At 64.7% G+C, this 14583-nt stretch carries 9 protein-coding genes and 1 pseudogene; 8 read left to right on the plus strand and 2 right to left on the minus strand.

Annotation, left to right across the window (positions count from 1 at the left end):
- Positions 1-351 precede the first annotated feature (351 nt).
- From HY699_04140 to HY699_04150, 3 genes and pseudogenes are all read left to right on the plus strand, one after another.
- Entirely contained in the window at positions 352-771 is a 420-nt protein-coding gene (locus HY699_04140) for a nucleotidyltransferase domain-containing protein (GenBank protein ID MBI4514991.1), read from the plus strand.
- Positions 768-1196 (plus strand): HEPN domain-containing protein, encoded by a 429-nt coding sequence (locus HY699_04145; protein ID MBI4514992.1) that lies wholly within the window; start codon positions 768-770, stop codon positions 1194-1196. Before HY699_04140 ends, HY699_04145 begins: the two co-directional genes overlap by 4 nt.
- A gap of 34 nt (positions 1197-1230) precedes the next feature.
- Positions 1231-4621 (plus strand): annotated as a pseudogene (locus HY699_04150) (helicase).
- Positions 4622-4792: 171 nt separating this feature from the next.
- Here HY699_04150 and HY699_04155 read toward each other — a convergent pair.
- The gene (locus HY699_04155; GenBank protein ID MBI4514993.1) at positions 4793-4963 is read right to left on the minus strand and encodes a hypothetical protein; all 171 of its coding nucleotides are present in this window, start codon (positions 4961-4963) and stop codon (positions 4793-4795) included.
- A 416-nt stretch (positions 4964-5379) separates the two neighbouring features.
- On the opposite strand from HY699_04155, the gene HY699_04160 reads away from it, so the two are divergent.
- Positions 5380-6345 (plus strand): L,D-transpeptidase family protein, encoded by a 966-nt coding sequence (locus HY699_04160; GenBank protein MBI4514994.1) that lies wholly within the window; start codon positions 5380-5382, stop codon positions 6343-6345.
- A gap of 67 nt (positions 6346-6412) precedes the next feature.
- Entirely contained in the window at positions 6413-8023 is a 1611-nt protein-coding gene (locus HY699_04165; protein MBI4514995.1) for a radical SAM protein, read from the plus strand.
- A 10-nt stretch (positions 8024-8033) separates the two neighbouring features.
- On the opposite strand, the gene HY699_04170 is transcribed toward HY699_04165, so the two are convergent.
- Positions 8034-10391, minus strand: a complete 2358-nt coding sequence (locus HY699_04170; protein MBI4514996.1) for a glycosyltransferase family 39 protein — start codon at positions 10389-10391, stop codon at positions 8034-8036.
- Positions 10392-10582: 191 nt separating this feature from the next.
- Here HY699_04170 and HY699_04175 point away from each other — a divergent pair, with 191 nt between their 5' ends.
- Genes HY699_04175 through HY699_04185 form a run of 3 tightly spaced genes read left to right on the plus strand, consistent with a single transcriptional unit; the run spans position 10583 to position 14121 of the window.
- On the plus strand, positions 10583-11302 hold the full coding sequence (locus HY699_04175) for a glycosyltransferase family 2 protein (GenBank protein ID MBI4514997.1): 720 nt from the start codon (positions 10583-10585) through the stop codon (positions 11300-11302).
- On the plus strand, positions 11299-12732 hold the full coding sequence (locus HY699_04180; protein MBI4514998.1) for an NTP transferase domain-containing protein: 1434 nt from the start codon (positions 11299-11301) through the stop codon (positions 12730-12732). The genes HY699_04175 and HY699_04180 overlap by 4 nt, the downstream gene beginning before the upstream one ends.
- Positions 12733-12768: 36 nt before the next feature.
- Positions 12769-14121: an APC family permease gene (locus tag HY699_04185; GenBank protein MBI4514999.1), complete on the plus strand. Its 1353-nt coding sequence runs from the start codon at positions 12769-12771 to the stop codon at positions 14119-14121.
- Positions 14122-14583: the final 462 nt, after the last annotated feature.

Raw genomic sequence — 14583 nt, forward strand, 5'->3', positions numbered from 1 at the left:
ACGTCTACCGCAATCCAACCTCCGTGTCCAGAGGCCACAAGTCGGGCAGGGTCAGCTCGGTCGGCAGGTGGTAGGGTTTTATTGTAAGGGGGGAGCCCGCATGCAGGACGAAGACGAATTTAATCTACTCCGCGCGGGTGGGAGCGATTCATGATGCGGCACAGGGCGCCAAAGCGATATCCGAATCCGGCGGTAGTCAAACCGTCCGTGGTGGCAGAACCTGCCTCGCCCGCTGAGACCGTCACTCCACGGGCATCGAAACCGGCGCGGCGCGGCGCGGCCCTGGCACCCGCCAAGCGACTCTCGCGATCCGCGCGTTATCGCAAGGCCGCGGCACTTCTCCGAGAGTGGATGGCCGACGACAGTGGCTACGACGAAATGATCGCGCCGCTTCTCGAGGAGGAAGACGGCGGTCGGCCGGCTGGTGGGTACGACGCCGCGCGCCTCACGTCGAACGATCAAGCGTGGCTCGACGCCTATCGTGTGGCGCTCGCTGCCCAATGCCCGGACGCCGTCAAGCAATTCCTCATCTACGGCTCCAAAGCGCGCGGTGAGGCGACCCGTGACTCGGATCTTGATGTCGTGCTCATCGTGGACAACCGCTGGCAAGCGCGCAAGCGGGACCTCCGCCGCATCGGCTATCGGCTGGCTTCCACTTCCGATGTCCTGCCGTCGATCGTGGTGTACACAGAAGAAGAATGGGAGGCGCGGAGGCAGAGCGGGTCGTTCTTCCGGCGTGCAGTGGAACGGGATGCGATTGCGATCCGATGAACCGCGCGATGGTACTGGCGGAGTGGCGTCGCGCCGTCGAATCGCTGCACGCTTCTGAGCTGCTGGCAGCAGAAGGCTTCGAAGCGGATGCGGTGTCGCGTGCGTACTACGCCGCTCTTCACGCGGCCAAGGCAGCATTGGCCGTGCACGACGTGAGCGCCGACAGCCACGCCGCCATCAAGCGATTGTTCGGTTTGCACCTGATCCGGCCGGGAACGATTGAGCGCGAGTGGTCCGCTCTTCTGGTTGAAAGCCTGGATGATCGCCTGACTGCCGACTACGACGTGGAAAGTTCGTTTTCGACCGACGACGCCGACGCCGAGTGCCGTCGAGCGCGAAGGTTCCTCGGCCGCATCCGCCGCTATCTGCGCACTCAAAGGTTGACTGCCAAGGATCTCGGCACGTTGCGTCGGCGACGCGCTTGAATTTGCAGGGCGAGTGCGGGAGAGCCACCGAGTCGTGAAGATCCCCTACGTCATCGACAACCAGACGCACGTCCTCGTTGACGTGTTGCGTGGGTTGCTCGGCGAACACGCGGGCAAGTCGCTCGACATCGCCACCGCGTACTTCACCGTGTCGGCCTTCGGTATGCTGCGCGAGGGCCTCGAAGCCCTCGGCAATTTCCGCTTGCTCCTCGGTGCCGAGCCGCACACCGGCGAGCAGATCGGCTTGCGCCCCAACGCCAAGGTGCTGGCCGCCCGCATTCGCGGCGATCTCGAGCGCGAGCCGTTTTCGGAGCCGACGCTGCGACTGATCGAGGACTTCACCCGCTTCCTTCGCCGCGAACCCGTCGCGCTGCGGCTGTACGAAGAGGGCTTCCTGCACGCGAAGTGCTACCTGTTCTACAACGACTCGCTGTCGCACGGCTGGGATCGGTTCCAGCCGGTCGCGGGCATCGTCGGGTCGAGCAACTTCACCGCGCCCGGTCTCACAACGAACAAGGAGTTGAATCTCGCCCACAAAGCGCGGCTCAGCGAGGACGAGGTGCTGGATGATTTGGAGTCGGGATGGCAGGCAGGGACGCCTGCCCCACCAAAGCAATCCGGGTTGCTGGCGCAGGCCTCTGTGCCTGCGCACCGAGCCGAATTCGAGGAGCGGCAGCGCCTGAAATCGAGCGTCGGCGCACGGGCCATTGCCGACCTCGACGAATGGTTCGAGCGACAGTGGGGCGCGTCGCGCGACTTCAAGGACGAGCTGATCGAACTCCTCGAGACCTCCAAGTTCGGCGCGTACGAGTACACGCCGTACGAGATCTACCTCAAGGCACTGTACGAGTACTTCAAGGACGACCTCGATGCGGAGCAGCAGCCGTCGCTTCGATCCGCAGTTGATCTCGCGGAGTTCCAGGAAGACGCGGTCAAGAAGGCGCGCAAGATCCTGGCGCGCTACGACGGCGTGATGATCGCCGATTCGGTGGGGCTGGGCAAGACCTGGATCGGCAAGAAGCTGCTCGAAGACTTTGCCTACCACATGCGCCAACAAGCGCTCGTGATCTGCCCCGCTTCACTGCGCGATATGTGGGAGAAGGAGCTGCAGGACGCGACGATCCCGGCGGTTGTCGTGTCGCAAGAAGAGCTGGGCCAACTCGACTTCCCCGTCGAACACTGCAGTGACGCTGATGTGATCCTGATCGATGAGTCGCACAACTTCCGCAACCGCAATGCCCAGCGCTACCAGAACTTGGAGCGCCTCATTGGCCTCAACGGCGGCCGCGGACGCGACGGCGGACGCAAGAAGCTGATCCTGCTCACTGCCACGCCGATCAACAACGACCTGTTCGATCTCTACTATCAGCTCGCGCTGTTCACGCGTGGCGATCGCAGCTACTTCGCCGCGGCTGGCATCGGCGATGTGCACCGGTACTTCCTGCAAGCGCGGCGTGACTCGCGCGCCGGCACCGCAGCGATTGCGCTGTTCAATCTGCTGTTGCCGGCGCACCCGCCCGTTCATTCGGAAGGCGTATCCCGAAGCAACGATCCGCGGCGAGAAGATTCGCTTTCCGGAACGACAGCTCCGCACGGAACGGTACGACCTCGAGGCGACGTATGGTGGCATCTACGAAAAGATCGTCGCGGCGATCGAGAACCTGCACCTCGCGCCGTACAGCCTTGAAACGTACAAGAAACAGGATGTCGCGAAGGACGAGTTCGAGGTCGGCCGCCAAGAAGCCCTCGTCGGCATTTTCAAGTCGCGCTACCTCAAGCGATTCGAGTCGAGCGTCGACGCGTTTCGCATCAGCGTTCGGCGGGCCCTGGAATTCGCGAAGACGTTCGAGTCGTACCTGCTCGACGGCAAGCTCGTCCGTAGCACCGACTTTCACCGGCTGGCCCGCTTCGTCGCTCGCGAAGACGAGGAGGATGACGCGACGCCATCGTCGCTTGCCGACGCGCTCGATGCGTCGGAAGAAGCCAAGGCTATCCTGAACGAGCTGGAACTGATCGATACCTCCCAGTTCGATCTCCGTAAGCTGCACGACGCCGTGCAGCACGACATCGACGCCTTGACCGAGGTGTGGCACCGAGTGCGCGACATTACGCCCGAACGCGACGCCAAGCTGCGGGCCTTGAAGACATTACTCGAAGGTCGGCTTGTTGGGCAGAAGCTGCTGGTGTTCACTTACTACAAGGACACCGCCCGCTACCTGTATCGCGAGCTGGCGGGTGAGAGCAGCAAGGAATTTCTCTCGCGCATCGGCGATCCGCTCATCCGGCGGATGGATAGTGGAGCCGATGCCAAGGAGCGCCGCGCCATCGTCGATGGCTTTGCGCCGCGCGCGAACAAGTGCGCCGACATCGTCGGCACCGACAGGGAGATCGACATCGTGATCTCGACCGACGTGCTGTCGGAAGGCCAGAACCTGCAGGACTGTGCCCATCTCATCAACTACGACCTGCACTGGAATCCGACCCGCATGGTGCAGCGCGCCGGGCGCATCGACCGCATCGGCACTGAGTTCGAGACCCTCTTCATCCACAACATGTTTCCCGAGGCCGGACTGGAGCGACTACTCAAACTGGTTGAGCGGCTCTCGCAGCGCATCGCCGCCATCGACCAGGCCGGCTTCCTCGACGCCAGCGTGCTGGGGGAAGTCGTGCATCCGCGCAACTTCAACACCCTGCGCCGCATCCGCGATGAGGACGGTACGGTGATCGAGGAGGAGGAGCAGTTCACCGAGTTGGCGAGCAACGAATTCCTGCTTCAGTCGCTGCGCGCCGTGCTCGGCGCCGAAGGCCGCGAGCGCCTTGAGGCGTTTCCGGACGGGATTCACTCGGGGCTGGCCAAGCCGCGGGCGAAGGGCCTGTTCTTCTACTTCCAGGCGCCGGCGCCCGACGGCGCGGGCAAGCTACACTTCTGGCGTTACTACGACGCGGCCGACAAACGGATCCTCGACAACCGCCACCTCATCGCCAATCTGATCGCGTGCGATCGCGACACTCCGCGTGTCATCGGCGACTACGAGGTCTTCGAGGTGCAAGAGAAGGTAATCGAACACATCCTCCACTCTTACCAGGCGCAGCAGGCACTGGAGGAAGCACCGAAGACGGTTGACCCACTCCAGCAGACTGTGGCCACGACGATTCAGGGTTTCATGAATCGCCCGGAGATCGAGCGCCAGGATGCGCTCGCGGCGATCCGATTCCTCAGTAGGCCAATGGCATCGGTGGTCGTCAAGGAATTGCGTGGAGCGTACCGGCACTTTCAGGCCAGCGGTGCCGTCGGCGATCTATTGGCAGCGGTGAGACAGATCGCCGAGCGCTACGGCGCCGATGCAAGAGTACCTGGCAAACCGCGCGCTGCACTTCGCCGCCAGGATCTTCGACTCATTTGCTTCGATCACCTGTGTTCGTAGCCCTACTTCCGATCGCCGTGATGCCAACGCACGAGCCCCTCACCCCGACCACCCCGAGGACGAAGGAGGGTCTTGGGTTAATCCGAAATGACGAAATGGGGAGAGGAGGGCGGACAGGGCCGGAGGTGAGTCCGGACCCCGTCCGTTTGGCGGGACTGTGTGAAGCTTCAACTACGCCGCGAGCGCGGCGCGGTGCCTGCGGGCGAAGTTTCCGGTCAAGACCACCCGGCCGCTGCGCAGCATGTGGGCGATCACGGCAACCACCTCGTCGTCCGAGCCGCAGTAATCTTGGATCGTTTGCACCAACTCCAACATCGTTGAGCGATACGGCCGCGTCTTCATGGAAGTCTCCTTGCCTGTTTCCCTGCGCGCTGTTGCCCCAGCGTCTGTTATGCGAACTCAACCGCGCCGCGAAACGGCAGCGGTACCTTGCAGCAGATCATCCCGACAACCTGGCCGTTGAGCCTGACCACGTACGCACGCCAATTCGGGAGCCATGTTAGCTTGATCATCACCGCGTCCTTCTCTGACCCAAATCCAGAGCATTGGCCGTGCCAAGGACCATGGCAACGGCACCGAACGCACGCCGCCACTGATGGGTCAGGTGTGATGCGTCTTTCCGTGCCGGCCGTGCACGTTCTAGACGTATCGGAATCGCCGATACTGACGATTGCGTGACGGGTGATCGCTCGGCTTGACCTCTTCCTGCCAGCGTGCCAGAGGCACCCGGGCCGGCTGCTAGCGGTCGGGGAATCAACGTGGAATCTCACCAGTACGCTAAGGCGATGGTTGCGGCGCTATGGCTGACGATGGCGGCCGGAGCGGTTGCCGAGTCCGCCACCCTGCCGGTTTATCCCGAGGTCGTGGGCGAGGAAGTCCGCTACCGGGTGCAGGCGGGGGATTCCTTGGAGCGGGTGGCCAAGAGACACGGGATGAAAGTGGCAACGGCCGCTGCCGTCAACCGGCTCGCCGACCCGCGCCGGCTGCGTATCGGGCAGGAGCTGATTCTATCGAACCGGCGCATCGTACCGGCCAAGCTTGACGATGGCCTGGTCATCAACATCGCCGAGCGCATGCTTTACTGGTTCAAGGCCAAGCAGCTAGTAGCCCAGTTCCCGGTCGCCGTGGGCAAAGCCGACTGGGAGACCCCGCCGGGTCGTTTCAAGATAATCACCAGGCGGCGCAAGCCGACTTGGCATGTGCCGCCCTCGATCCAAGCTGAGATGCGCGAGCGCGGTGAGGCGGTGAAGACCAAGGTCCCGCCTGGGCCGGACAACCCGCTGGGCGAGTACTGGTTGCAGCTGTCCGCCGGTGATTACGGCCTCCACGGCACCAATGCGCCCTGGAGTGTCGGGAAGTTCGCCACTCACGGCTGCATCCGGTTGCGTCCCGGCGATGTTGAGCGGCTGTTCAACGAGGCGCCCAACGGCACCCCGGTGTGGGTGGTCTACGAACCGATAAAATTGGCGGCGTTACCCGATGGTCACGTCCTGATCGAGGCCTACCCCGATTTCTACGACCGCGCCGGCGGGCTGATTGCCGGTTTCGCCGAAGCCGCGCGCCAAGCCGGGATAGCGGAGCGCGTCGAGGTCGAGCGTGCGCTTAGCGCTATCAGCGATGCCTGGGGCGTGCCGGTAGACGTCACTCGCCCCGGGGCCGCCGCTGCTGCTGATGCCAGCCGCAACGGCGAAGTTCCCAATCGTAATTCAATTGACTCACCGTAGCTGGTGAAATACGGTTGACACGTTTCCATCGAACCGCATTCGGGGCTCTGAGGAGGCAGCACCACCCATGGTCACACAGGCAACCAGCGACATTTCGGGTTCCGCTACCGACCGCCAGGTTACCGCGATGAAAGTGTGCCTGGTGCGCGGCGCGCTGGTGTCGCCGCAGGGCAGTGTGAACAACGAGCCCACGCCGCCGATCGGACTTGCCTACCTGGCCGGGTCGCTCAAAGCGGCCGGCTTCGAGCTTCAGGGTGTCGATGCCACGGGGCAGGCGCTCGACCGGGTCGAGAGGATTCCCGGCAGCGAACTGCAAGCGAACGGGATCAGCATCCAAGAAGTGGTTGAGCAGATCGACCCGGCAACCAAGGTGGTCGGCGTGTCGGCGATGTTCTCGCACGAGTGGACCTATCACCGGGCGTTGATGCTGGCGATCAAGCAGCGCCTGCCCGAGGTGGTACTGATCGCGGGCGGCGAGCATTGCACCGCGCTGTCCGAGTACTGCCTGCGCGATTGCCCGGCGATCGACTACATCGCCACCGGCGAGGGCGAAGAAACCATGACCGAGTTCTGCCGTACGGTGGCGGGCGGCGGCGACCCGTCACGGGTAGCGGGCCTCGTCTACCTGCGCAACGGCGAGCTCAATCGTTCGGCCCCCCGCGGCCGCATCCGCAATGTCGATGAGATTCCTTGGCCGGACTGGGAACTCTTCCCGATTGATCCCTACTTGGCCGAGAACATCAGCTTCGGGGCCAGCTTCGGCCGCAACATGCCGATCATGGCTTCGCGCGGCTGCCCGTATCAGTGCACCTTCTGCTCCAACGCGGCGATGTGGACGACGCGTTACTCGATCCGCTCGCCCGAGAACGTGCTGGCTGAGATCGAGAAGTATCGCCGCAAGTACGACATCACCGGGCTACAGTTCTACGACCTGACCGCCATCATCAAGAAGGATTGGATCGTGGCGTTCTGCGGCCTGATGGCCGAGCGGGGCATTCGCTTGGACTGGAGCCTGCCCTCGGGCACGCGCAGCGAAGCGCTGGATGACGAGGCGCTGTCGTGGATCGCGCGCGCCGGCTGCAAGTACTTGGTCTACGCCCCGGAGAGCGGCTCGGCGGAGACGCTGAAGCTGATCAAGAAGAAGATCAAGCTCGATCGTATGGAGCAGTCGATCCGCAGCGCGATTCGCCAAGGCATCGTGATCCGCGCCAACCTGATCATCGGCTTTCCGCACGAAACCCGCGGGCAGATTCTGCGCACGCTCTGGCAGATGATCAAACTGGCTTGGCTCGGTGTCGACGAGGCGCCGCTCTACCCGTTCCAACCTTACCCCGGCACGGAGTTGTTTGCCGGCTTGCTGCAACGCGGCAAGGTTCGGTTGAGCGACGAGTACTTCGAAACCTTGGCGACCTTTTCCACCGGCAGTCTATCGCCGCCGCGGCGTTCGTTTTGTGATCGCGTGGGGCGGCTAGAGCTGTATCTGTACCGGATGCTCGGGTTGTTGGTGTTCACGGCGCTGTCGTACCTGCTGCGCCCACAGCGGATCTGGCGCACGATTTACAACCTGGCCTTCACCGACCGCAGCGCCACGGTGATGGAACAGCGGATGCGCGATAAACTCCGGCACGTACGTGCTGCCTTGAGCTTTCGCCGCACGCTGCCGGCAGCAGAGAAATAACCGCCCGGCGCTACGGCTCTTCGGTCTCAGGCCCTGACGGCCCGTTATCCGTGCCGGCCAGGGTGCCCATCGTCCCCGACAGCACTTGCGCCGCCGCCCAATAGCCCGGCGCCAGCGGCTCGCCCAGCGGCTGATGCTCCAATCGAAGCGTGACCCGACGCCCGGCATAAGGGGCAAGATCGTGGCGCCACTGCTGCCAGCGCGTCCCGCCCGACAGGCTGACCGTGTGCTGAGCGATGAGATCATCATCGACGAACACCCGCAGCTGCCAATCGCCCGGCGGCTGCTCCGCCGCCGTCACCGAAAGCAGCAAAGCCGCCGGCCGGCCGCGCTCCACCGTCACGGTGCGCGTGAGCCGGCACGGGGCGGCGCCGGCAGCGGAATACGTGCGCAGCACACTGCGCTTGCCGCCATACGCGCGCACCAGCCCAGCGCCGCGCTCGGCGCCGCAATCTTCGCTCTGCCAATCCCCCGGCCACTTCCGCATTTGGGCCGCCAGCAACTCGTCGGCGTGGTGCACTTCGGTCAGCCGCGGCCCATCCGCCAAGTAGTAGCGGCGGTTAGCAAACATCGGCATTAGGGCCGGCCCGGCTCCGGCCAGGTTGCGGGCGTAGATTACCGGCCCCTTAAGTTCGAGCCCGGACTCGAAGTTACCGAGAAAGGTCGCGCTGTAGTTCGAGTTCACGAACACGAGCGCGTCGTCGAGCTGTTGCTGGCGGACCGTGCGGTAGACCGCGGCATTCACCATCCAGTAACTGTCGCCGTAAAGCCAAACCAGCGGCAACAGGTTCACGCTCAGCATGGTGAGAACACAGAGCCCGACGATCAGCGCCAGCGCCTGCCGCACGCGTTGTGGGGAGGCCGCCACGCCTAAGCGGTCCCGCAGCAGCTCGGGGACGCTCTGCAGACCACGCGCGGCCAACAGCACCAGCGCGGCCACGGCTTCGAACTCGTAGCGCGGGCCCAGGCAGACGTGCTGAAACCAGTAAAAGAAGTAGGCCACCATCAGTGTCGCCCAGGAGGCCAGTAGCAGCCAGTCCCAGGCTTGGCGGCGGCGGCCGACAAACAGCGCGCACAAGAACACCAGCGACGGAATCGGCCACTCGAAGAGCAGCTTGTGTAGGGCATTGACCTCGAGCAAGGCATGAACTACCGCCCGCGCCGGCGCATGCGACGGACCCCAGCCGCTGCGGCCGAAGCCGAGCCCGTGGCCGGCACTGGCATAACCGGTTGTGAACATGCTGCCGGTGGCCGCGTAATTGTAAAGCAGAAACCCTGCCAGCGGCAGGCAGCCGGCCGCCGCTACCAGGACGAACGGCGGCAAGAACCGCCGCGGCGCGCGCACCGCCAACCACAAGGCGTAGAGGATAAAGGGCAAGGCCAGAGCCAGCCCGCTCAGTGGCCGTACGCACGTCGCCGCTCCCAGAGCCAACCCGGCCAACAGCGCACTCCGCGGTGCTTGCGTGCGTACCGTGCGCGCGAAGCCGAGTAGGAACAGGCTCATGAACAACAGCGAGCTGCTGTGATTCATGAATTCCGCCGACATGAAAATCACAAACGGCGACACCGCTACCAGCCCGGCAGCAAGTCGCCCGGTGGTCTCCCCGTAGATCTCCTTGCCGGCGCAGTAGATCGCGATCGCGGTCAGTCCGCCGAGCACGGGATTGATCAGCCACGGGGTACCCAGCCAGGCCCCCAGCGCCAACACCGCGGCGTGCCCCGGCGGATACATCGAGTACCAGCGCGGGTTGCTCAGCACGAACGTCTGCTCGAAGAACTCCGGATGCGGCGGGGGTTGGAGCGAGACGCGGCCGTGCGCGAACAGAATCGCCTGGAATACCTGCGAAATGCTGTCCTGCACGTGGGGAATGTGCTCGAACAGGAAATACGAAGCCAGATTTGCGGGGATGAATACGAGCAGAAACACCGCGGCCAGAAACACGCCCGGCCGCAGTTGGTGCAAACCGTCGAGCCCCCGCTCTATCGGGACCGCGGTGGAACGGAGCAGCGCCGGCCAAACGCCGATCAGGACCAACGTCAAGCCGGTGCTGGCGTAGGCCAGATACAGGATCATGCTGCGCCCCTGTGCGCCCGAGGGAACAAGGCTCAAAGCCAGCACGCCCAGTCCGGCGCACACCACGATGGCGTCGCGCGGGTGGCGCCGCAGGTGATGTGCGGTCCGACGCACGCTTTGGTTGAGACCGGCCGCAAGCACCAGCAGGCCGGCTGGCAGCAGCACCAGCAGCGCGAAGGTGTACGGGGCGACGTCGCCGCCGAGCGGCACCGTCGCCCGCGGCGGCGGCTTGAGCCCGAGCCCGCCCCAGCTGATCGCCACCGACACCGCCAACAGCAGCAGGCCGACGCTCACGGACACCGCTTTGTGGGCTGCACGCAACATTGCTAGAGTCGAACTGTGCTGTCTGGGATCAACTATGGCCGTGGTGAACTCACCCGCAACCGCCGCCGGTGGCCCTCTCTACGCAGGCGCGATTACCGCGTCAAGCGCGCCCCCGCACGCCGCCGGCAGCGTTTCGGCGATCGGGGTGGACGTGCGTATCTATGACGAAGCCGCTTGATATCATCGTGCCGGTGTTCAACGAAGAAGCCTGCGTGGAAGAGTTCTACGCCCGCATCGCCGGTCTCGGCTTGGCCGAGGCGCTCATCTTTGTCGATAACGCTTCCACCGATCGCACGGTCGAGCTGCTGGGGCGCTGCCCTGGCATTCGCCTCATTCGCCACGCCCGCAACGAGGGTTACGGTGCTTCGATTCGCGACGGCATCGCGGCCTCGAACGCCGATCGCCTTATCATCATCGACGCCGACCTCGAATATCCGCCCGAGGCGATCCCGGACCTGCTTGCGGCACTCGAGCGCCACGCGGTGGTCTACACCTCACGCTTCCTCGGCGAGCGCCCACCGGACATGCCGCGGTTTCGGCGCGCGGGCAACCGCGTCATCAGCGGCGTATTTAACTGGTTGTTCCACCAGCGCACGAGTGATTTCTATACCGGGATGAAGGGGCTGCGCCGGGAGGCGCTCGCGGGCTTGGCGCTGACCCAGAACGGGTTCGAGCACGTGATCGAGCTGGGGGTGCAGCTGGCGCACAGCGGGTACACGATTGCGGAGCTCCCGGTTACTTACACACCCCGCGCGCGCGGGGTCTCGAAGATGCGGCACATCCCGGAAACTCTGAAGTACATCTGGTACATCGCGGTCTACTGGCTGCGCTTTTCGGTCTTGCGGCGCCCGCTGCGGCCGCCCCTATCAAACTTATTGTGACGAAGATGATTGGCGTGATTCCCGCGGCCGGGCGTGGCACCCGGGCCTATCCCTACACCAAGGGTATTCCCAAGAGCATGCTGGAAGTCGCCGGCGAGCCCAACCTCCAGCGCGTGATCGAGATCATGCGCGATCAGCTGCGCATCAGTGAGATCGTCATCATCATCGGCAATTTCGGCGCGGCGATCCGCAATTACTTCGGCGACGGCGCGCGCTTCGGCGTGCGCCTGCGCTACGTCGAGAACGATGCCATCGACAAGGGCCTCTCTTACTCCATCCTGCTGTCTCGGCCATACGTGAACGAGCACTTCTGCGTGATCTTGGCGGACGAGTGCTATCTCGGCTCCAACCACGAAGAACTCCTGGCCAGCGACTACCGCAACGCGCTTGCCACCTGCGCCGTGGTCGCCACCAATGCCCCCGAGCAGATCTCGAAGAACTACGCCGTCCACGTCGAGGACGGGCTCATCCGCCGCATCGTCGAGAAGCCTAAGGAGCCGGGCGAGGCCTTGCTCGGGCTGGGTACCTTCGTGTTCAGCCCGGAATTCTACGACCACCTCGAGGCCGCGCTGGCCTCGACCGGCGGCGAGCCTAACGATCCGGTCAGCATCCTTGGCCGGCTCTGCCACAACGGCGCCCGTGTGCTGCCCTTCTACCTGCACGGGCGCTACGTCAACATCAACGATCGCGACGAGCTGAATCTGGCCAGTTATCTCGTCCGCTGCCGCCATTTCGAGAGCCGCTCGCTGGCCATGGTGTTGCTCATGAAGGGCTCGGTGCCCGACACCATCCGCACACTGGCGGACTTCGGCGCTTTGCACCGGTTTTGCCAGCTGGTCCTGGTGCTCCCGCCCGGCGTCGACTTTCCCGCCGAGGCCGCACACGGCGCCCACTGCGTGGTGGCACCGTCCGGCCAATACGGCGACATGCTGCGCGCGGGCTTGGACGCCGCCGAGGCGGACATTCTTTTCTCAGCGTACTCCGACGGCTCGTTCACGCCGGGAGATGTCCCCAAGTTCCTCGAGTACTTGAAGGACGCCGATTTCGTCGTCGGCACGCGCACCACTCGCCAACTCATTCAGCAGGGCAGCAACATGCGCGGGGTGGTGCGCTTCGCCCACGTGGCGCTGGCCAAGTTCTTGGAAGCGGTGTGGTGGAGCTACGAGCCGCGCTTCACCGACGTCGGCTGTGTCTACCGCGCGCTGTGGAGTTCCACCTACCGGCTGATCCGGCCGCACCTGTGCGCCAGCGGCCCGGAGTCTGCGGTCGAGATGCTGGTGGAGACCCTGAAGTGCCGCAAGCGCATCATCGAGATTCCGGTCAGCTTCCACATCCGCCGCAAGGGCATGAAAGAGCGTGACCAAACCTTACGCACCTTCTTCACCATCATGGTGCTGATCCTCAAGCGGCGCTTCGGGTCCCCGGGGTGAATCGACACCGAAACCGCAGCCAGCGGAACGCGCCCGATGGAGAACCCGCAGGGAGCTGATCTCGATCGCCACCCGCTCGATCGCCTGGTACGCCAGCTGTCACTGACCGACGCGACCATGCTGGTGGTCTCCTCGGTGATCGGGGTCGGCATCTTCCTCACGCCCGGTACGGTGGCCGAGGCGCTGCCGCACCCGGGGCTGTGCATGGCGGCGTGGCTGGTGGGAGGCTTGCTCTCGCTCGCCGGTGCGCTGGCCAACGCCGAGCTCGGCGCGATGTATCCGCACGCGGGCGGCGACTACGTCTATCTGCGCGAAGCCTACCACCCGGCCGCCGGTTTTCTGGTGGGCTGGCTGTCCTTCTTCGTCATCTACGCCGGCACGGTGGCCACGCTGGCGGCGGGGTTCGCCGAGGGGCTGGAGCGTTTCGTCGTGCTCGGCCCGGGGGGGAAGATGAGCGCGGCGATCGCGATCACCGCCGTGACCTCGTGGGTCAATTACGCCGGCGTGCGCGCGGGAGCGCGCTTCAACAACGTGACCGGCTACGTCAAGATCGCCGCGCTGGTAGGTCTGGCGCTGCTCGGCCCGCTGCTCGGCCACGGCAGTCTCGGCCATCTCGCCGCGCCGGCCCCGGCCACCGGCGTCCCCCTGGTCAGCTTCGGCTTGGCCTTGTCGCCGATTCTGTTTTCGTACCTGGGTTGGAATGCCTCGGTGTACGTGGCCAGCGAGATTCGCGAGCCGGGCCGCAACGTCCCGCGCTCGCTGTTCATCGGTCTGGCACTGTGCACGGCAATCTACTTGCTGATCAATGGCGTGTACCTCTACGCCTTACCGGTGGAGCAGCTGCGCGGCGAAGTGCGGGTCGGTGAGGCGGCCGCACGCGTGCTGTTCGGCGAAGCGGGAGGCACGATCATGGCCGCGCTGGTGTTGGCCTCGGTGGTGGGCTGCCTCAACGCCACCATTCTGGTCGGCCCGCGCATCGCTTATGCCATGGCGCTCGACGGCCGCTTCTTCGCCGGCGTGCATCGGGTGCACGCCACCAACCGCACCCCACACGTGGCTATCGCCGCACAGGCCGTGACGGCGATCGCTCTGATCGTCATGCTGCAGCGCTTCCCCAGCGTGCTCGACTACACCACCTTCGCCATCGTGCTGGCGACCATGGCCGACACCGCGGCGCTATACACCCTGCGGCAGCGCCGGCCGCTGCGCCGGCGCCCGTACCGTGCCTGGGGTTATCCGTTCGTCCCCGCTCTCTACCTGATCGCCAACGCCGCCATCGCCGTATCAATGCTGCACGGCCGTCCCAAGGAATGTGCGATCGCGCTGGCGGTGGCAGCAACTGGCTTACCGTTCTACGCCTGGTTCACCCGCCGCCCGCCTGCCCGGTAGAACCAGCTGCCGCGCGCGGCTGGCCGCCCGCAGGTCTACTCCCGGGCGACGCGGGTCACTCCTTGCCGGCGCGCACCCGCAGCACCAGGGCCGGCGGCTCGGCCGCGAGTGTCCTACGAAATCACGTATACGAGCACGCCAAGAGACCACTGCCTTCCAAGGTGCCATGTGGGATGATGCAGATGGCCATGGCAGGCCTCCGTCATTGACCCGAAAAACCCTTGATCCCCTTTTCGGCCTCCATCGGGGACGTTACGTTTCTGGCGACTTTGCCCTGGCCCTGGTCGGAGGGCTTTTTCGGGTGCGCGACAGATTTGTGGCTAACGTGGTTCGGTGTTATGGGCGTCATTCCCGCGAAAGCGGGAATCCAGTTTGGCGTTTGGCGGGTCGTAGCGAGCCGGTGCCGTGGATTCCCGCCTTCGCAGGAATGACGGAGGGAAATCTGCTTGACTCCGCCAAGAC

The sequence above is a fragment of the Deltaproteobacteria bacterium genome (assembly GCA_016210005.1).
In the GTDB taxonomy this organism is placed as follows: Bacteria; Desulfobacterota; Binatia; order HRBIN30; family JACQVA1; genus JACQVA1.